This window comes from Cryobacterium lactosi (assembly GCF_004403945.1).
Classification (GTDB): domain Bacteria; phylum Actinomycetota; class Actinomycetes; order Actinomycetales; family Microbacteriaceae; genus Cryobacterium; species Cryobacterium lactosi.
In genome coordinates, this window is the sequence record NZ_SOHM01000002.1 from 23,970 (window position 1) to 42,394 (window position 18,425).

An 18,425-nucleotide genomic window follows, 5' to 3' on the forward strand; every position below is an offset into this window, starting at 1 on the left:
AGGGATGCGCGCCGTCACCGGCGCTCGAGTCTGTGTAGTAAATCTACTGGATGAACCCGTAGTTTGCTGAGAGTCTACTCAGCTGCGCCGGGGCTGTCGGCGGCGGATGCGGCGGGCCCGGTCGGCACCGCCGGACCCGGGGTGTAGACCGGTTCGGCCGCATCCCGCTGCGCCCGCCGGAGGCGCCGCGCGGTGACCCGGCGCCGCCGCCAGACATCCAGCGCCCAGGCCAACCACGCGCAGGCCACGCAGGCCGCGGAGCCGCTCACCAGGCCGACCCAGTTCTGGCCGTACTCGTTCAGGGCGCCCTTGAGCACAAAACTCAGCACGATCACCGGGATCAGGGCCAGGTAGCTCAGCCCCGGCCGGTGCCGGGCGAACAGCCATCCGGCCAGGAGCACCGCGAATGCCCCCGCGAAGTCCGGGCCGGCGACGAGCACCAGGGCGGCCAGCAGGCAGGGCAGCAGCACCAGCAGCCGGCGCCACAGCGCGCCGGGCAGGATCAACCAGCCGAGCAGCTGCACGCAGGGCCCGACGAGCAGGAACCACAGACTGTAGGTGCTGATCAGGTTGGTCAGGGCCGCGCCGAGCACGATCGTGACCAGGCCCACCCCGTACCGCCATCGGGCGTCGCCCCAGCGCACGCGCGGGGCCGGTTCGATCCGAGTGGTCATAAGCCAAGATTCGCACAGGCCGAGGCTAATCTTGAGTCATGCCACCCCTCGTGATCGGACACCGCGGAGCCAGCGGTTACCGGCCAGAACACACCGAAGCCGCTTACAAGCTCGCCTTCGCCCTGGGCGCCGACGCCGTCGAGCCCGACATCGTCGCCACCAAGGACGGGATTCTGGTCGTGCGGCACGAGAACGAGATCTCCGGCACGACGGATGTGGCCGCCCACCCCGAATTCGCCGGCCGACGAACCGAGAAGGTCATCGACGGCGTCGCCCTGACCGGCTGGTTCACCGAGGACTTCACCTGGGCGGAGCTGCGCACCCTGCGCGCCCGGGAACGGTTGCCGGCCCTGCGCGGCCTGAGCGCCAGCTTCGACGGGCTTTTCCCGATCCTGCGGCTGCGTGACGTGTTCCGCCTCGTCGACCGGGCGGAGGCGCCGCTGGACCGCGAACTCGGCCTCGTGGCCGAGATCAAGCACGCCAGCTACTTCGAGTCCATCGGGCTGCCCCTGGACGAACTGTTCGCCGCCGAGGTCAACGAGGCCGGCTGGAACACCGGCGAGGGCCGGCTGACCATCGAGAGCTTCGAGCGCACCGTGCTGGCCCAGGTGCAGGCACGCGGCATCTTCGGCCGCCGGGTGTTCCTGCTGGAAGCCACCGGCGCCCCCGCCGACCTCGTCGCCAGGTTCGGCGACCGGGCCACCCAATATTCGGATTACCTCACCGACCTGGCCCTCTACCAGCTCGGCCACCAGGTCGACGGCATCAGCGTGCCCAAATCCCTGATCCTCAACACGGATGCGGACGGCGTCGTCGACGGCGCCTCCAACCTCGTCGACTCCGCCCATGCCGCCGGCCTGCAGATCTACACCTGGACTCTGCGCCCGGAGAACCGGTTCCTGGCCCCCAGCTTCCGGGTCGGCACCCGCAAGGCCGACTTCGGCAACTGGCAGGCCGAGTTCCGCACGATCATGGACACCGGCATCGACGGGGTCTTCGCCGACCAACCCGACCTGGCGGTCTTCGTGCGCGACGGGTTGCCCGCCGGGTTGCCGCATCCGCTCTCGCACGTCTGAGACCTCGCCTCACGCCGGGCGGATGTCGGCGGCTGCGCCTAGAATTGGCTCGCCATGACTTTGTCTCCAGACCTGCCCAACACCCCCGCAACCAGGTCGTCGGCGACCCCGATCATCCTCGACGGACGAGCGGGACCCGGTGCCGGCCCCGGCGCAGGGTCAGAGCAGCAGAGTCCGCTCTTCGACGGGCTCAACCCGCAGCAGCTCGAGGCCGTCAAGTACCGCGGCCCCGCCCTGCTGATCGTGGCCGGCGCCGGCTCCGGCAAGACCAGCGTGCTCACCCGCCGCGTCGCCGGCCTCATCGAGACCCGCGAGGCCTGGCCCAGCCAGATCCTCGCCATCACGTTCACCAACAAGGCCGCCGCCGAGATGCGCGACCGGGTGCGCGGCCTGCTCGGTCAGGCCTCCGACGGCATGTGGATCAGCACCTTCCACTCCTCCTGCGTGCGCATCCTGCGCCGCGAGGCCGAGAGCGCGGGCCTGTCGACGAACTTCAGCATCTACGACTCGGCCGACTCCAAGGTCACCATCAAGCGCATCATCAAGCAGCTCGACGCCGACACCCTCGGCTTCACACCCGGCAACGTGTCGTCCAAGATCTCCAAGCTCAAGAACGAGCTGGCGGATGTCGACTCCTACGCCCGCAACGCGAACATGAGCGACCCGCAGGAGGTCATGTTCGTCGAGATCTTCCGCCAGTACACCCGGCGCCTGCGCGAGGCCAGCGCCCTGGACTTCGACGACCTGATCGGCGAGACGGTGTTCCTGTTCCGCGCCTTCCCCAAGGTCGCCGCGCTGTACCGGCGCCGGTTCCGGCACATCCTGGTCGACGAATACCAGGACACCAACCACGCCCAGTACGCGCTGGTGCGCGAGCTGACCCGCCCCGTCGAGGCCGAACTGGCCGACGACATGGAGGATCAGGGTCTGCACGTGAAGAACCTGCAGGACGCCTCCGGCCAGATCCCCGGCGCCTCACTGACGGTGGTCGGCGACTCCGACCAGTCCATCTACGCGTTCCGCGGCGCCTCCAGCCGCAACATCACCGAGTTCGAACGGGACTTCCCCGGCACCAAGGTGATCCTGCTCGAGCAGAACTACCGCTCCACCCAGAACATCCTCTCGGCCGCCAACGCCGTGATCGGCAACAACTTCGACCGCCGCGAGAAGCGGCTCTGGAGCGCCGGCGGCGACGGCGAGAAGATCGTGGGCTACACCGCCTACAACGGTCACGACGAGGCCCAGTTCGTGGCCGACGAGATCGAGGTGCTGCACTCCGCGGGCATGGCTTACCGCGACATGGCGGTGTTCTACCGCACCAACGCGCAGACCCGAGCGCTCGAAGAGATCCTGGTGCGCGCCGCGGTGCCGTACCGGGTGGTCGGCGGCACGAAATTCTACGAACGCGCCGAGATCAAGGATGCGCTGGCGTACCTGATCGCGGTCGCCAACCCGGTGGACGAACTCGCGCTCCGCCGCATCCTGAACACCCCCAAGCGCGGCATCGGGCCCGCCACCGAAACCCAGCTGGCCAGCTTCGCCGAAACCAACGGCATCTCCTTCCGGCAGGCCATGCGCGACTCCGGCGGCCTGGGCCTCGGGCCCAAGGTGACCGGCGCCATCCTGCAGCTGGCCACCCTGCTCGACTCGGCGGCGCTCATGATGGACCCGGAGAACCCGGCCGGCGCCGCCAACGTCAGCGATCTGCTCACCTTCCTGCTCGACGGCAGCGGGCTGCTCGCCGTGCTGCGGGCCAGCCGTGACGCGCAAGACGAGGTGCGGGCGGAGAACATCGAGGAGCTCGTCGCGCAGACGAAGGACTTCAACCGGGAGAACCCCGATGCCGGCCTGGTCGACTTCCTCACCCAGGTGTCGCTGGTGGCCGCCGCCGACGACCTCGACGATGCCTCCGGCACCGTGTCGCTGATGACGCTGCACACCGCCAAGGGACTCGAGTACGAGGCCGTGTTCCTCACCGGGGTGGAGGAGGGGCTGCTGCCGCACCAGATGTCGGCCGGCGAACCCGGTGGGCCCGCCGAGGAACGGCGCCTGTTCTACGTGGGCATCACCCGGGCCAGGCAGCGGCTGTACCTGTCGCTGGCGATGACCCGCGCCCAGTTCGGCGAGGTGAATGTGGCCATGCCCAGCCGCTACCTGCAGGAGATCCCGGCGACGCTGATCGACTGGAAGCAGTCACCCGGCATGGCCAATTCCCGCGGTGGCACCCAGCCGCGGGCGCTGAACGCCCGGCGGGACGGCGGCGGCTTCGGCTCCCGCAGCGGAACGCCCGGGCAGCTGCCGCCGGCGCCCAAGCCCAAGACCGAGTGGGCCAATCGGGTCACCGCGCAGGTGCGCGACAACGGTGACCTCACCCTCAACGCGGGCGACCGCATCCGCCACGTGGACTTCGGCGACGGCAAGGTCAACCAGGTCACCGGCGAGGGCACCAAACGCATCGCCCACGTGCAATTCGACACCAGCGGGGCGAAGAAGCTGCTGATCAAGATCGCGCCCATCGAGAAAATCGAGTGAGCACGCCCCACCACGACGATGCGGCGGATGCGCCCGCCCGGCCGGAAACGCTGAGGCAGTGGGCGCGTTCGCTGCGCGCCCTCGACCTGGAGGTCGCCAGCCGGGCGACGCTCGCGATGGTGATCCCGCTGACGGTGCTGGTCGTCGCCGGGCGGGTGGACTGGGCCGTCTACGCCACCTTCGGCGGCATGACGGCGCTGTTCGGCCGCAGCGAACCGTATCGGCTGCGCGCCCGCTCGGTGAGCATCGCGATGCTCGGGATGCTGGGCAGCATCGGATTCGGGCTCGTCATGGCCGCCCTCGGCGCGCCGCTGGCGGCGCTCACGCTCGGACTGATGCTGGTCATCGTGCTCGGTGTGCTGCTGATCAGCACCGCCGGACTGTTCCCCGGCACGCCACTGTTCTTCGTTTTCGCCTACACGGTGTGCGCCCAGGTACCCACCGACTTCGACCAGGTGCTGCCCCGGCTGCTGGTGGGGGTCGCCGGCGCCGCCTTCGCCTGGCTCGTCACGATGTCGGGATGGCTGCTGCGGCGCGCCGCTCCCGATCGCGGTGGCAGCCTCTTCAAACCATTGCCACGGCAGCCCACGGTGAACCTGGCCGCGTACCGCGACAAGCTGGTTTGGCTCTCGATCGGGCAGATGCTGGTGGGCGTTCTCGTCGCCGGCGGCCTGGCCGTGCTCGTGGGCATCGGGCATCCGTACTGGGCCGTCGTGAGCGTCGTGGCGGTGCTGCCGCCGCCCGGCGCCAGGCACTCCACCTCCCGCGCCTTCCACCGCATCTTCGGCACCGTCGCCGGAGTGCTGGTGACCGCCCTGATCCTGCTGCCCGGGCCGCCGGTCTGGGTGCTGATCCTCACGATCGCGATCGGCCAGTTCGGCGCCGAGATTTTGATCGGCCGGCACTACGGCGCCGCGCTGCTGTTCATCACCCCGCTGGCGCTGACGGTGTCGCACCTCGGAAACCCGGCGCCGGTGTCCGGCCTGCTGGTCGACCGGGTCGTGGAGACGGCGCTCGGCGGTGCGGTCGCCCTGGTGATCGTGGTGGCCACCCGCGCCGCTCTGGCCCGTGCGGCGGCTCGGCGCGGCGGCCTGCCGAGCTGATCCGGCCCGGCGACTTGCGCCGCTGCGGACGAGGTGCCCTGGTGCGCGCGGGCAATTCGTCCGCTTGAGGGCAACTCGCCGGTTGCGCCTTGTCGCCGCGCCGCGACGCAGGTACGTTGTCTCGCATTGGGGCACCCGTGCCGTGTGCCGGGACTCACGCCACCGCGTCATCTCGCCCCAACAATCTCGCCGGAGCAAAGCAGAGGAGGCTCGATGATGACCAACGACACAGGCGGTCTGTGGCCGCACGACCCCGAAGCGCTCGATGACAATCGGTTGGTGCACGACCTGGAGATCCCCGAGGACGTGGACCTGCTTCCCGACGAGGAGGACACCGCCCCGACCGAGGTTGAGGACACCGACGAGTGGGGCGACGACGCCGACAACCGTCTCGTTGACCTCGGCGATGACCTTGACGAGGACGACGGCCTCGACCGCTAGTCAGGACCCCGGGGGCAGCCGGGTGACCGCCGGCGGAACCCAGGCGCCCTCCAGCACCTCGGGGCGCGGGCCGTATAACCGCATCGTCACCCCGAGCGGCCCCGCCGGCGCCGGCAGCCAGTTGGGCACCAGGTCATCGGCCGGCCGGTCGTGTTGCAGGTGGAGATCGAGTGAGCCGTCGGGGTTGTACCGCAGCGCATCCCGGTCGCCGAGGGCGTACCGGTCGATCGGATTGGCGGCCGGGAAACCCTCCGCGTCGTACATGGTCAGCGACCAGAACGCCTCAACGGGCGGCAACTCGTTCTTGTCGAAGTGCAGCCGGTACCGGTTCTCGCCGCTGAGCGGATGCCCGTCAACATCCGTGAGCAGGATCGGGTAGACCGCGTCCTCGGGCGGGTTGGCGCCGAGGCCGACGAGCGCCACCACGGCCCGTTTGAGGTAGTCGTTGCCGTAGTTGCCCATGGTCTCCACGTTGAGCAGCCAGCCGTTCACCCGCCTGCCCATGAGCGGCAGCGAGGCGAGCAGGGTCGCCCTGGCCTCCGCCACCCCGGCCTCGAGCGCCTCGAGATCCGCGGCATCCAGCTCGTGGTCGGCAAAGGGCAGACCCGGCACAATGCCCAGGTGCCGGATGCGGGCGAGAACCGAGAAGTCGGTCGCGTGCACCGGAGTTCTCTGGAGCACCTCGGCGGCGCGCCGGAAGAACTCCACCCCGCTCAGGTCAGCGACGGTCCGCAACGGCGCCGTGCTCGAATCCACTGTCGGGTTCAGCGGGACCTGGTCGTACTCAGGCGGCAGGGTCAGCGAGAGCTGGTCCTGCAGTGCCCGCACCACCGGATAGTCGTCAACCCCGTTGGTCTGGAACCGGCCGACGATCCACAGGTGGGGGGTCGGCGCCTGGATCAGCCCGTACCCGGCAGGCACCGGGCCCCTCCAGCTGGGCGGCACCACGAGCAGGTCAGCAGCCGCGGTGCCGGTGGTGCGCTTGCCGGGGTTGGCGAAGACCTCGGTCCACATGTCCAGCAGCGGCATGAGGTAGTACCGGTCGGCGGTGTCCGGCAAGTGCAGCACCACCGGGCCGGCGCCCAGATCGAGCCAGGCGATCGAGTAGAGGGTGTCGAAATTGGGCCGCACAACGTCGCGGAAATCGGCAGTCGGAAAGGTGCGAGTGTGCACGAAGGTGTTCTCCGGGCCGCGGCCGAAGACCCGGCCTGGCGGCGTGTTGATGCTCTGCCGCCGGGTGACCTCCATCAGCATCAGCGGGTACAGGTAGATGTAGGCCTCGGCGGCCAGGGTTTTCGGGTCGATCGCCAGGGTGCTCATGACTCATCCTCCGCGGGGTCGGTCCAGGCCGGGCGGGGCCCGGGTGGGCGAACCGTTCGCAAAGCATTGTGGCCCAGCCGCGTGGCCTGGCACAGGGCGGCGGGCTCAGACGGTGCGGCGATGACGCAGGCGCCCCACCAGGAGGGCGATCGCGCGCCAGCCGATCAGGAACGCGCCGGTGACGAGGAAGGTCACGATGACGAAGCTGAGCTGCACACCCTGACCGCTGACGATGCGCAGAAGCAAACCCACGATGACGGTGATCATCCACACACCCAGGCCGGTCCAGGCGATCTGCAGCGGGGTGCGCCAGGCACGCAACACCAACCAGGCCACGATCAGCCCGGCCAGGAACGGCCACCAGGTGCCCAGTACGCCCCAGAGCCCCTCGCCGTGGCTGGCCCGGCCGATCATCACGAACAGCAGCAGCAGGGCCGCATCCAGGCCGGCCGCCAAGGAAATGAGGGCGAGGCTGGCGTTGCGATAGGGCATGGCACCAGATTACCGGGCGGGGCCGGCCCGCGGGCAGCCGGGGATTGGCAGCAGTGAGCAGGCGGTCAGACCGTGGTTCCGAGCAGACCGCCGATGGCATAGGTCACGCCGAGGGCGAGGAGGCCGCCGACAAGAACCCGGGTGATCGCGCGCATCCGCGGACTGTCACCGAGCGCGGCGCTCACCCAGCCGGTGATGATCAACGCCACGGCCACCGACAGGAAGGTGGCGGGGACCCGCCACTCGGGTGGGGGCAGGAGCACCGCGAGCAGCGGCAGAACGGCGCCGACGGTGAACGCCAGCGCCGACGCGAACGCCGCGTGCCACGGGTTGGACAGCTCCTCGGTGCCGATGTGCAGCTCCACCTCCAGATGAGCCCCGAGAGCGTCGTGCGCCGTGAGCTCGTCGGCCACCCGGCGGGCGGTCTCGGCGGAGAGCCCCTTGGCCCGGTACAGGCCGGCGAGCTCCGCGAGCTCCTGCTCCGGCATGGTGGCGAGTTCGGTGCGTTCCTTGCCGATCAGGGCCCGTTCGGTGTCGCGCTGGCTGCTGACCGAGACATACTCGCCGAGCGCCATCGAGATCGCACCGGCCAGCAGGCTCGCCACGCCGGCGATCAGGATCGCGGCCGAGTCCGAGGTGGCGGCGGCAACACCCACGACGAGCGCGGCGACCGAGACGATGCCGTCGTTGGCGCCGAGCACGCCGGCCCTCAGCCAATTGAGCCGGGAGGCATGACCGGGGGAATGCGGTTCGACGTCGTGGTCCGGCTCGGCGGGCGGATTCAATGAACTCATGGATTCAGCCAAGCACTCGGCCGTCGATCTGAGAAGGTAGAGTTTGAGATGGTCAGTATCTCTCGACGTCGAGCTAGTTTTCGCGCCGGGGGAACCAGGCCACACCTACCCCATGCACGGAACGCTATGACGCGGATTGGAAGAGCAGCGTGGATCTTTACGAATACCAGGCCAGAGACCTGTTTGAGCAGTATGGAGTTCCGGTTCTGCCCGGAATCATCGCAGACACGCCCGAGGAGGTGCGCGCCGCGGCCGAGAAGCTCGGTGGTGTCGTCGTCGTCAAGGCGCAGGTCAAGGTCGGCGGCCGCGGCAAGGCCGGCGGCGTGAAGGTCGCAAAGACCCCGGATGAGGCCGAAGCCGCCGGGCGCGCCATCCTGGGCCTGGACATCAAGGGGCACACCGTGCACCGGGTCATGGTCGCCGGGGGAGCCCGCATCAAGCAGGAGTTCTACTTCTCAGTGCTGCTGGACCGGTCCAACCGCTCCTACCTCTCGCTGGCCAGCTACGAGGGCGGCGTGGAGATCGAGGTCCTCGCGGTCGAGAAGCCCGACGCGCTCGCCTACGTGGCCATCGACCCGACCGCCGGCATCGACCTGGCCAAGGCCACGGAGATCGCGCGTGCCGCGAAGTTCCCGGCCGAGCTGGTCGACAAGGTCGCCCCGGTCTTCGTGCAGCTGTACAACGTGTTCGCCGGCGAAGACGCCACCCTCGTCGAGGTCAACCCGCTGGTGCTCACCGAAGAGGGCGACATCATCGCCCTCGACGGCAAGGTCACCATCGATGAGAACGCCGGCTTCCGCCACCCCGGCCACGCCGACCTCGAGGACAAGGCCGCGGCCGACCCGCTCGAGGCCAAGGCCAAGCAGAACGACCTGAACTACGTGAAGCTCGACGGCGAGGTCGGCATCATCGGCAACGGCGCAGGGCTCGTCATGTCGACCCTCGACGTTGTCGCCTACGCCGGTGAAGAGTTCGGCGGCGTCAAGCCGGCCAACTTCCTCGACATCGGCGGCGGAGCATCCGCGGCCGTCATGGCGGCAGGCCTCGACGTGATTCTCGGCGACCCGCAGGTCAAGAGCGTCTTCGTCAACGTCTTCGGCGGCATCACCGCCTGCGACGCCGTTGCCCACGGCATCGTCGGCGCGCTGGCCACCCTCGGCGACGCGGCGAACAAGCCCCTCGTGGTGCGCCTCGACGGCAACAACGTCGACGAAGGCCGCCGCATCCTCAACGAGGCCAACCACCCGCTGGTCACGCTGGCCGCCACCATGGACGAGGGCGCCGCCAAGGCCGCCGAACTCGCCTACGCCGCGAAGTAAGGGAACCCAAGAGAATGTCAATCTTCCTCAACAAGGACTCCAAGGTCATCGTTCAGGGCATCACCGGCGGCGAGGGCACCAAGCACACCGCCCTGATGCTCAAGGCCGGCACCCAGATCGTCGGCGGCGTCAACGCCCGCAAGGCCGGCACCACCGTCACCCACGGTGACGTCGAGCTGCCCGTGTTCGGCACCGTCGCCGAGGCCATCGCGGCCACCGGCGCGGATGTCTCCATCGCGTTCGTGCCGCCGGCCTTCACCAAGGACGCCGTCATCGAAGCGATCGACGCCGAAATCGGCCTGCTCGTGATCATCACCGAGGGCGTGCCCGTGCAGGACTCCGCCGAGTTCTGGGCCTACGCCCAGGAGAAGGGCAACAAGACCCGCATCATCGGGCCGAACTGCCCCGGCATCATCACCCCCGGTGAGGCGCTTGTTGGCATCACGCCGGCGAACATCACCGGCAAGGGTCCGGTCGGCCTGGTCTCCAAGTCGGGCACCCTGACCTACCAGATGATGTACGAGCTGCGCGACCTCGGCTTCTCGACCGCCATCGGCATCGGCGGCGACCCCATCATCGGCACCACCCACATCGACGCGCTCGCCGCGTTCGAGGCCGACCCGGAGACCCTCGCGATCGTCATGATCGGCGAGATCGGCGGCGACGCCGAGGAGAAGGCCGCCGCCTACATCAAGGAGCACGTCACCAAGCCCGTCGTGGGCTACGTGGCCGGCTTCACCGCCCCCGAGGGCAAGACCATGGGCCACGCCGGCGCCATCGTCTCCGACGGCGCCGGAACCGCCCAGGGCAAGAAGGAGGCCCTCGAGGCCGCCGGAGTCAAGGTCGGCAAGACGCCGAGCGAGACCGCGACCCTGCTGCGCGAGGTTCTCGCCGCACTGTAGAGCGCACCACACGACGAAGGGCCCGCCGATCCGGCGGGCCCTTTCTCGTGCGCGAGGCCGCGAGTACTATGCACGCACACGCGTGCCCGCACCCACACGGACACCGCAGCCCTCGACAGGAGGACCATGTCCCGCAACGACGCGACGGTGCCGGTCCGGCCCGACCCGGCCCCCTCGTCGGGCAAGGGCCTGGCGGCCGGCACTCTGGGCCTGTTCGGCTCCACGGTGATCGGCCTCGCCTCCACGGCCCCGGTGTACTCCCTGGCCGCGACGCTGGGGTTCGTGGTCCTCGCCGTGGGAGCCCAGGCTCCGGTGGTGTTCGTGATCGCGTTCATCCCGATGCTCCTGGTGGCGTTCGCCTACCGGGAACTGAACCGGGACATCCCGGACTGCGGCACGACGTTCACCTGGGCGACCAAGGCTTTCGGCCCGTGGGTGGGCTGGATGGGCGGGTGGGGCGTCGCGGTGGCCGGCATCGTTGTGCTCGGCAACCTCGCGCAGATCGGCGGCATCTACTTCTGGCTGCTGGTGGCGCCGGACCTGGCCGAGAATGAACTCATCGTCACGGTCACGGGGGTGGTGTTCATCACGCTGATGGTGTGGGTGAGCTACCGGGGCATCGAGATCGGCGAACGGCTGCAGAACGTGTTGCTGGGCTTCCAGTACCTGGCCCTGATCCTGTTCACGGTGTTCACCCTGTGGGCGGTGTTCGACGGCAGCGCCCCGGCCGGCTCCACCACCCCGCAGGCCGAGTGGTTCAACCCGTTCGCCCTCACCTCGTTCAACGGGCTCGTCGAGGGTGTGCTGCTGGCCCTGTTCATCTACTGGGGCTGGGACACCTGCCTGTCGCTGAACGAGGAGACCAAGGATCCCAAACGGATCCCGGGCCAGGCGGCCGTGCTCACCACACTCATCCTGCTGGTCACCTACGTGGGTGTCGCCGTCGCGGCGATGTCCTACGCGGGCCTGGGCACCGAAGGGTTCGGCCTGGGCAACGAGGGCAACGCCGACGACGTCTTCTTCGCGCTCAAAGACGCGGTGTTCGGGCCGTGGGCCTGGCTGCTCGTGGCCGCGGTGATGATCTCCGCGGTCTCATCGACCCAGACCACCATCCTGCCCACCGCCCGCGGCACCCTCGCCATGGCCATCTACAAGGCCCTGCCCCGCCGGTTCGCGCAGGTGCACCCGCGCTTCTACACCCCGTCGTTCTCCACCCTGATCATGGGAATCGTCGCGGTGGCGTTCTACGTGGGGATGACCCTGGTGTCGTCGAACATCCTCAACGACACCATCCTCTCGCTCGGGCTGGCCATCGCGTTCTACTACGCCATCACCGGCTACGCCTGCGTCTGGTACTTCCGGCATGACCTGTTCACCAGTTGGCGCAACGCCTGGATGCGCTTCGTCTTCCCGCTGCTCGGCTCGCTGCTGCTCACGGCGGCGTTCGTCTTCTCGGTGATCGACATGCTCGACCCCGACTACGGCTACACGGTGCTGTTCGGCGTCGGCGGCGTCTTCGTGGTCGGCGTCGGCTCGCTGCTCGCCGGCGTGCTCGTCATGATCGTGTGGTCCTTCTTCCCCGGCGCCAAGCCGTTCTTCCGCGGCGAGTCACTCAACCGCGACACCGCGGTGCTGGTGCCCGACGAAGACCTGCCGGTGACCAGGTCGGTGGACGGCGGCATCTAGAACGGCGGTTGTGCCCGGGGATTCGGCCCGAGCGCGGCGGGGTACGACGAACCCGCAGCCCGCCCACGGTAGGCTCCCACACGGATATGAACCGTATAACGACTGCCCTACTCGCCGCGCTCGAGGCGCTCATTGTCGTCGCCATCGGCGTGGGCATCGCCCTGGTGCCGCTCACGATCCTGTGGGGCACCCACTACGGTCTGGGCATCGACTGGTTCGTCTTCTGGCGCGCCGCCGTGGACGTCTGGCTGCTCGGCAACGGCGTCGACCTCGCTGTGCAACTCCCCGTCGACGTGTCGGCCTCGCTGGGCCTGGCCGGCTCCGAACTGCCGTTCACCGTGAGCATCGGCCTGCTCGGGTTCGCCCTGCTCGCGGTGCTGCTCGGTGTGCGCACCGGCCGCCGCGCCGCCGGCACCGACTACAGCCTCACCGCCGCGGGTGTTGCCGTGCTCACGTATGGGCTGCTCGCCGCGCTGCTCACCCTCTCCGCCGGCACCGCGATCGTCACGCCGGCGCCGGTACAGGGCATCCTGCTGCCCACCCTGGTCTTCGCCTGCGGTGTGCTGATCGGCCTGACCGGCACCCCCAGGGTGGCGCCGACGCTGCCCGGCTGGGTCAGCCGGCCCCTCGGTGACCAACTGCACCGCATCCCCGCCGAGGTGCGCAGCCAACTCCTCGCGGCACTCCGCGGCGGCACCGCCGCCGTTGCCGGCATCATGGTCATCTCGGGCCTGGCCGTGTTCGTCTCCGTGCTGGCCAACTTCGCCACCGTGATCGGCCTCTACGAAACGCTGCAGGCCGATGTGATGGGCGGCATCGCCCTCACCATCGCCCAGCTGGCTTTCATCCCCAACCTGGTGATCTGGGCGGCCGCCTGGTTCGTCGGCCCCGGCATCGCCCTCGGCGCTGGCAGCAGCGTCTCCCCGCTGGGCACCACCCTCGACGCCGTGCCCGGCCTGCCGTTGTTCGGCGCGCTGCCGCACGGCACCCTCGAATTCGGTTTCCTCGGCCTGCTCGTACCGGTCCTGGTCGGGTTCGTGATGGCCGTGCTCGTGCGGCAAAGCCTCGACAAACGCCCCAACGCCCCGCACGGGCCGTCGCGGATGCTACTCACCGGGGCGCTGATGGGCGTCGTCGCGGGCGTCCTGCTGGGCCTACTCAGCTGGTGGTCCGCCGGGGCGATGGGACCGGGCCGTCTCGCCGAGGTGGGCCCCAACCCGCTGCTCGTGGGGGCGCTGGCCACCCTCGAAGTCGGCATCGCCGCCGCACTGGGTATGCTCGTCGGTGGCCGTCGGGCCCGGAGCACGGATTCGCGCACCGAGGAAGTCTCAACGAAACGGTAGGCTCGGATGGTGCTGTCACTGGTCGTATTGATCTCCGGCGGAGGATCGAACCTGCGCTCGCTTCTCGAGGCGTCCAGCGACGCCGAGTTCCCCGCCCGAGTCGTCGCCATCGGCGCCGACCGGGATGCCGAAGGGCTGGCCCTCGGCGAGGAGTTCGGCATCACCACCTTCACCGTGCCGTTCTCGTCCTACCCCGACCGCGACGCTTGGGGCGATGCGCTGCTCGAGCAGATCCAGCAGTGGCAGCCCGACCTCACCGTGCTCAGCGGCTTCATGCGTCTGCTGCCACCGCGGGTGGTGGCCGCGCTGTCGCCGCACCTGATCAACACCCACCCCGCCTACCTGCCCGAGTTCCCCGGCGCGCACGGGGTGCGCGACGCGCTCGCCGCCGGCGCCAGCCAGACCGGCGCCAGCATCATCGTCGTGGACAACGGAGTCGACGACGGACCGATCGTGAGCCAGGAACGGGTGCCGGTGCATCCGGGCGACACCCAGGACTCGCTGCACGATCGCATCAAACTCGTCGAACGCCGCCTGCTCGTGCAGGCCGTGCTCGACATCGCCAACGGACACGTCGATCTCAAGGAGCATTCCCCCATATGAGCGGTCACACCAACGCCCGGAGCCTCTACCGCGACCGGGATGTCATTCCCGTGCAGCGCGCGCTGATCTCGGTCTCCGACAAAACCGGGCTGGTCGAACTGGCCAACGCCCTCGCCGCCGCCGGTGTCGAGATCATCTCCACGGGCTCCACCGCGGCCACCATCCGTGCCGCCGGCCACGACGTGACGGATGTCTCCGCCGTCACCGGGTTCCCGGAGTCGCTCGACGGCCGGGTGAAGACCCTGCACCCGAGCGTGCACGCCGGCATCCTCGCCGACCTCCGCCTCGAGGCGCACGAGAACCAGCTCGCCGACCTCTCGATCGCCCCGTTCCAGCTTGTGGTGGTGAACCTGTACCCGTTCGTGGAGACCGTCGAATCCGGCGCTGAGCCGGCCGACGTGATCGAACAGATCGACATCGGCGGGCCCGCGCTGGTGCGCGCATCCGCGAAGAACCACGCCAACGTGGCCATCGCCGTGGACCCGGAGGACTACCCGGAGATCATCGCCGCCGTCGCCGCCGGCGGCAGCACCCTGCGCCTGCGCCAGAAGCTCGCCTCCCTCGCCTTCGAGCACACGGCCAACTACGACCTGAGTGTGTCGGCCTGGTTCACCGAGAACGTCTACGACCAGTGGCAGGACGACACCGAGGCGCTCGGCGAGGAAATCCTCGACGCCTTCGACGCGATCGTCGGCGCGGAGGACCCTGAGGCCGACGCGCTGTTCCCGGCGACCCTCGCGATCGAGGCCACCCGCGCAACCGTGCTGCGCTACGGCGAGAACTCGCACCAGGCCGCAGCGCTCTATCTGGGTGAGGGCGGCCAGGGCATCGCCCAGGCCGTGCAGCTGCACGGCAAGGAGATGTCGTACAACAACTACGTGGACGCGGATGCCGCCGTGCGCGCCGCGTTCGACTTCGCCGAACCCGCCGTGGCGATCATCAAGCACGCCAACCCCTGCGGCATCGCCGTGGCCAACCCGAAGGCGCCCGACGCCATCGCGTCGGCGCACCACCGTGCCCACGACTGCGACCCGGTCTCCGCGTTCGGCGGAGTCATCGCCGCCAACCGCGTCGTCACGCTGGGCATGGCCGAAACGGTCAGCCAGATCTTCACCGAGGTTCTCGTGGCTCCCGGCTTCGAGCCGGCCGCGTTCGAGCTGCTCAGCGCGAAGAAGAACATCCGTCTGCTGGAGCTGCCGGCCGACTACCGCCGTTCGTCGCTGGAGCTGCGCCAGATCTCCGGCGGCCTGCTCGTGCAGGAGACCGACACCTTCGACGCCCTCGACACCTCCGAGTGGCGTCTGGTGTCCGGCCCCGAGGTGGATGCCGCCACTCGCGCCGACCTCGAGTTCGCCTGGAAGGCCTGCCGCGCCGTGAAGTCCAACGCGATCCTGCTCGCGCACGCCGGCGCATCCGTGGGTGTGGGCATGGGCCAGGTCAACCGGGTCGACTCCTGCCACCTCGCCGTGAGCCGTGCGGGGGAGCGGGCCGAGGGCGCCGTGGCCGCGTCCGACGCGTTCTTCCCGTTCGCCGACGGCCTCGAGGTGCTGCTCGAAGCCGGCGTCAGCGCCGTCGTGCAGCCCGGCGGTTCGGTGCGCGACGAGGAGGTCATCGCCGCGGCGACGGCCGCCGGTGTGTCGATGTACTTCACCGGGGAGCGTCACTTCTTCCACTAGGCATCCGCCGACCGCTACCGGTCGGCGACCCGGCGACGCCGGTGCAGCATCCGTTCAATGCGGCTGCGGCACCGGCGTTCGTTATTTTGTGGCCCCTCTCAGGTGCACCTGTCATGATGGGAGGTCCACGTGACACCGCCGTTGCAGACCTCCACAGACCTGACACGGAAAGGCCACTTGTGATCGAACTTCTGGGGCTGTCCCTGCCCGCTCTCCCGGTTGCCGTCGTCGCGGCCATCGTGATCGCCCTCGCGGTCACCGCGATTGCCGCCTTCGCCTTCCGCATGGTCGGCAAACGCAAGGCCTGGGCGCGGGTGCTCGTGCAGCTGATCCGGGTGCCGTTCCGCATGACCATCCTGATCGGTTCGCTCTGGCTCGCCGTGACCAGCTACCTGGTCCTGCCCGATGATGTGGCCTGGGTGCCTGGTTTCATCTTCCGCACCCTGTTCATCGGCAGCGCCACTTGGCTGCTCTGCGCGCTGCTGTACTTCGCCGAGGAGATGGCCGCCAACCGGTATCGCATCGACGTGCGCGACAACCGGGTGGCCCGCCGGGTGCGCACTCAGCTGCGGATGCTCCGGCGCATCGGCATCGTGATCCTCATCATCTGCGCCATCGGCACGGTGCTGCTCAGCATCCCCGGCGCCGCGACCGTGGGCGCGAGCCTGTTCGCCTCCGCCGGCCTGCTCAGCGTCGTGGCGGGCCTGGCGGCCCAGTCCACCCTGGCGAACATCTTCGCCGGCATGCAACTCGCGTTCAACAACGCGCTGCGAGTGGATGACGTCGTAATCGTCGAGGGGGAGTGGGGCAAGATCGAGGAGATCACCCTCACCTACATCGTCGTGCACATCTGGGACGACCGCCGCATGGTGCTGCCGTCCACCTACTTCACGACCACCCCGTTCCAGAACTGGACCCGGCACAACAGTGAGCTGCTCGGCGCGATCGAGTTCGACCTCGACTGGCGGGTCAACCCGGCCGCGATGCGCGAAGAGCTCAACCGCATCGTCGCGCAGACCGACCTCTGGGACGAACGTGCCGTGGTGCTCCAGGTGACGGATGCCGTGGGCGGCTACGTGCGGGTGCGCGTGCTGGTGACCGCGCAGGACGCGCCGACCCTCTTCGACCTGCGCTGCTTCGTTCGGGAGAACCTGATCGACTGGGTCAACGCCGAGAACCCCGACGCCCTGCCGATGAGCCGCGTCGAGGTGCGCCACGAGCCCGAGGCCGCGCCGGTGCGCCCGTCGGCACGCGGCCGCAAGCCCGCCCGCCCGGTCATCGAGGCGCCCGGCCTGTTCTCCGGCGACGAGGGCGGCAAGGAACGCGCCCAGCACTTCACCGAGTCGATCACGGTGCAGGACTGGGACGACGCCCCCGAGTCCCTCCCGGCTCCCCGCTAGCCCCGCGCGCGCCGGCCCCGCGCAACTGTGTCCGAAGCGGACTTTTGCGTCCGGTACGCCGGACGCAGAAGTCCGATCCGGCAACAATTGCCAGGCGGTTAGGCTGTGCGCATGACTCCCTCAGGTGACTCTGGCCGCCCTGCCGACACGACATCGACGGGCACCGGGAAGCGCGCCCTCGTGCGCCGGCCCGTCGACATCCTTGCCGAGGGTCAGATCACCCACATCGACCGCGTGCCGATCGACCTCGACCTGGCCCGCTCCCAGTGGGACGGTTACGTCGCCGCGCTTCGGGCCGAGGGCTGGGCCACCACGGAGGTGGCACCGGCGCCGGACCAGCCGGACTCCGTGTTCATCGAAGACGCCGTGATCCTGTTCGGCGACACGGCCGTGCTCAGCAGCCCCGGCGCGACCAGCCGCCGCGGCGAGACCGCCGGCGCCGAAGCGGCCGTGCGCGCCCTCGGCCTCGCCGTGCACCGGCTCGCCCTGCCCGGCACCCTCGACGGCGGCGATGTGCTCAAGGTGGGCCGCACCGTCTACGTCGGCCAGAGCCTCCGCACCAACGCCGAAGGCGCCGCGCAACTGGCCGCCATCGTCGAACCGCTCGGCTACACCGTCGTGCCGGTCCCGGTGACCCGCGCCCTGCATCTCAAGACCGCGATCACCGCGCTACCGGACGGCACCGTCATCGGCTACCCGCCGCTCGTGGACGACCCGACCCGGTTCGAGAAATTCCTGCCCGTACCCGAGGCCGAGGGCACCGCCGTCGTGATCCTCGACGAGACCACCCTGCTGCTCTCGGCCGCGGCCCCGCAGACCGCCGAACTGCTCACCGGGCTCGGGTACCGCACGGTCACCGTGGACATCACCGAGTTCGAGAAGCTCGAGGGCTGCGTCACCTGCCTGAGCGTGCGGGTGCGCTGACGCCGACCGGCACGGATGCGCCCGGCTTCGCGCCCGCATCCACCGCCAAAGAGCGGCCCGGCCGAAATTCGCTCTTGCGCCCAGCGTGCCCGTGGCCCTATCCTGAAAGGCTGCCTGAACAGGGGGGCACAAGACGATGA

16 protein-coding genes are annotated in these 18,425 nt (G+C 69.4%); 12 read left to right on the plus strand and 4 right to left on the minus strand.

The window, feature by feature from the left end; all coding sequences use genetic code 11:
- Positions 1-74: 74 nt before the first annotated feature.
- Positions 75-674, minus strand: a complete 600-nt coding sequence (locus E3T61_RS00215) for a hypothetical protein (protein WP_134638925.1) — start codon at positions 672-674, stop codon at positions 75-77.
- A 38-nt stretch (positions 675-712) separates the two neighbouring features.
- Here E3T61_RS00215 and E3T61_RS00220 point away from each other — a divergent pair, with 38 nt between their 5' ends.
- The 4 genes from E3T61_RS00220 to E3T61_RS00235 all read left to right on the plus strand — a co-directional run bounded on the left by E3T61_RS00220 (position 713) and on the right by E3T61_RS00235 (position 5,826).
- Positions 713-1,750, plus strand: coding sequence for a glycerophosphodiester phosphodiesterase family protein (locus E3T61_RS00220; protein WP_134638926.1), 1,038 nt, complete (start codon positions 713-715; stop codon positions 1,748-1,750).
- A 54-nt stretch (positions 1,751-1,804) separates the two neighbouring features.
- Positions 1,805-4,282, plus strand: coding sequence for an ATP-dependent helicase (locus E3T61_RS00225; protein WP_134638927.1), 2,478 nt, complete (start codon positions 1,805-1,807; stop codon positions 4,280-4,282).
- Positions 4,279-5,385 carry an FUSC family protein gene (locus tag E3T61_RS00230; RefSeq protein ID WP_241992305.1) on the plus strand — a complete coding sequence of 369 codons (1,107 nt, stop codon included), beginning with the start codon at positions 4,279-4,281 and terminating at the stop codon, positions 5,383-5,385. The genes E3T61_RS00225 and E3T61_RS00230 overlap by 4 nt, the downstream gene beginning before the upstream one ends.
- A 216-nt stretch (positions 5,386-5,601) precedes the next feature.
- Complete coding sequence (locus tag E3T61_RS00235; protein ID WP_134638928.1) at positions 5,602-5,826, plus strand: hypothetical protein; 225 nt, start codon at positions 5,602-5,604, stop codon at positions 5,824-5,826.
- Here E3T61_RS00235 and E3T61_RS00240 read toward each other — a convergent pair whose 3' ends face one another.
- The 3 genes from E3T61_RS00240 to E3T61_RS00250 form a co-directional block, all read right to left on the minus strand.
- Positions 5,827-7,146 carry a DUF1254 domain-containing protein gene (locus tag E3T61_RS00240; protein ID WP_134638929.1) on the minus strand — a complete coding sequence of 440 codons (1,320 nt, stop codon included), beginning with the start codon at positions 7,144-7,146 and terminating at the stop codon, positions 5,827-5,829.
- A 105-nt stretch (positions 7,147-7,251) separates the two neighbouring features.
- Positions 7,252-7,638, minus strand: a complete 387-nt coding sequence (locus E3T61_RS00245; RefSeq protein ID WP_134638930.1) for a DUF3054 domain-containing protein — start codon at positions 7,636-7,638, stop codon at positions 7,252-7,254.
- Positions 7,639-7,703: 65 nt separating this feature from the next.
- The gene (locus E3T61_RS00250) at positions 7,704-8,432 is read right to left on the minus strand and encodes a VIT1/CCC1 transporter family protein (RefSeq protein WP_134638931.1); all 729 of its coding nucleotides are present in this window, start codon (positions 8,430-8,432) and stop codon (positions 7,704-7,706) included.
- A gap of 149 nt (positions 8,433-8,581) precedes the next feature.
- Here E3T61_RS00250 and sucC point away from each other — a divergent pair, with 149 nt between their 5' ends.
- From sucC to ddaH, 8 genes are all read left to right on the plus strand, one after another.
- Entirely contained in the window at positions 8,582-9,751 is a 1,170-nt protein-coding gene (gene sucC / locus E3T61_RS00255) for an ADP-forming succinate--CoA ligase subunit beta (RefSeq protein ID WP_134638932.1), read from the plus strand.
- 14 nt (positions 9,752-9,765) lie between these two features.
- Positions 9,766-10,653, plus strand: coding sequence for a succinate--CoA ligase subunit alpha (sucD, locus tag E3T61_RS00260; RefSeq protein ID WP_134638933.1), 888 nt, complete (start codon positions 9,766-9,768; stop codon positions 10,651-10,653).
- A gap of 126 nt (positions 10,654-10,779) precedes the next feature.
- Positions 10,780-12,339 carry an APC family permease gene (locus E3T61_RS00265; protein WP_134638934.1) on the plus strand — a complete coding sequence of 520 codons (1,560 nt, stop codon included), beginning with the start codon at positions 10,780-10,782 and terminating at the stop codon, positions 12,337-12,339.
- A gap of 86 nt (positions 12,340-12,425) precedes the next feature.
- Complete coding sequence (locus E3T61_RS00270; protein ID WP_174776965.1) at positions 12,426-13,682, plus strand: cell division protein PerM; 1,257 nt, start codon at positions 12,426-12,428, stop codon at positions 13,680-13,682.
- 9 nt (positions 13,683-13,691) lie between these two features.
- Complete coding sequence (gene purN, locus E3T61_RS00275) at positions 13,692-14,285, plus strand: phosphoribosylglycinamide formyltransferase (protein ID WP_134639099.1); 594 nt, start codon at positions 13,692-13,694, stop codon at positions 14,283-14,285.
- The gene (gene purH / locus E3T61_RS00280) at positions 14,282-15,961 is read left to right on the plus strand and encodes a bifunctional phosphoribosylaminoimidazolecarboxamide formyltransferase/IMP cyclohydrolase (RefSeq protein ID WP_134638935.1); all 1,680 of its coding nucleotides are present in this window, start codon (positions 14,282-14,284) and stop codon (positions 15,959-15,961) included. The genes purN and purH overlap by 4 nt, the downstream gene beginning before the upstream one ends.
- A gap of 179 nt (positions 15,962-16,140) precedes the next feature.
- Positions 16,141-17,361, plus strand: coding sequence for a mechanosensitive ion channel family protein (locus tag E3T61_RS00285; RefSeq protein WP_241992306.1), 1,221 nt, complete (start codon positions 16,141-16,143; stop codon positions 17,359-17,361).
- Positions 17,362-17,472: 111 nt separating this feature from the next.
- Entirely contained in the window at positions 17,473-18,285 is an 813-nt protein-coding gene (gene ddaH, locus E3T61_RS00290) for a dimethylargininase (protein ID WP_134638936.1), read from the plus strand.
- The last annotated feature ends 140 nt before the right edge of the window (positions 18,286-18,425 follow it).

Excerpts from the sequence above, each read along its gene's own strand:
- E3T61_RS00215 (WP_134638925.1), bottom strand. The coding sequence starts at position 674 with ATGACCACTCGGATCGAACCGGCCCCGCGCGTGCGCTGGGGCGACGCC.
- E3T61_RS00220 (WP_134638926.1), top strand. The coding sequence starts at position 713 with ATGCCACCCCTCGTGATCGGACACCGCGGAGCCAGCGGTTACCGGCCA.
- E3T61_RS00225 (WP_134638927.1), top strand. The coding sequence starts at position 1,805 with ATGACTTTGTCTCCAGACCTGCCCAACACCCCCGCAACCAGGTCGTCG.
- E3T61_RS00235 (WP_134638928.1), top strand. The coding sequence starts at position 5,602 with ATGACCAACGACACAGGCGGTCTGTGGCCGCACGACCCCGAAGCGCTC.
- E3T61_RS00240 (WP_134638929.1), bottom strand. The coding sequence starts at position 7,146 with ATGAGCACCCTGGCGATCGACCCGAAAACCCTGGCCGCCGAGGCCTAC.
- E3T61_RS00245 (WP_134638930.1), bottom strand. The coding sequence starts at position 7,638 with ATGCCCTATCGCAACGCCAGCCTCGCCCTCATTTCCTTGGCGGCCGGC.
- E3T61_RS00250 (WP_134638931.1), bottom strand. The coding sequence starts at position 8,432 with ATGAGTTCATTGAATCCGCCCGCCGAGCCGGACCACGACGTCGAACCG.
- sucD (WP_134638933.1), top strand. The coding sequence starts at position 9,766 with ATGTCAATCTTCCTCAACAAGGACTCCAAGGTCATCGTTCAGGGCATC.
- E3T61_RS00265 (WP_134638934.1), top strand. The coding sequence starts at position 10,780 with ATGTCCCGCAACGACGCGACGGTGCCGGTCCGGCCCGACCCGGCCCCC.
- E3T61_RS00270 (WP_174776965.1), top strand. The coding sequence starts at position 12,426 with ATGAACCGTATAACGACTGCCCTACTCGCCGCGCTCGAGGCGCTCATT.
- purH (WP_134638935.1), top strand. The coding sequence starts at position 14,282 with ATGAGCGGTCACACCAACGCCCGGAGCCTCTACCGCGACCGGGATGTC.
- ddaH (WP_134638936.1), top strand. The coding sequence starts at position 17,473 with ATGACTCCCTCAGGTGACTCTGGCCGCCCTGCCGACACGACATCGACG.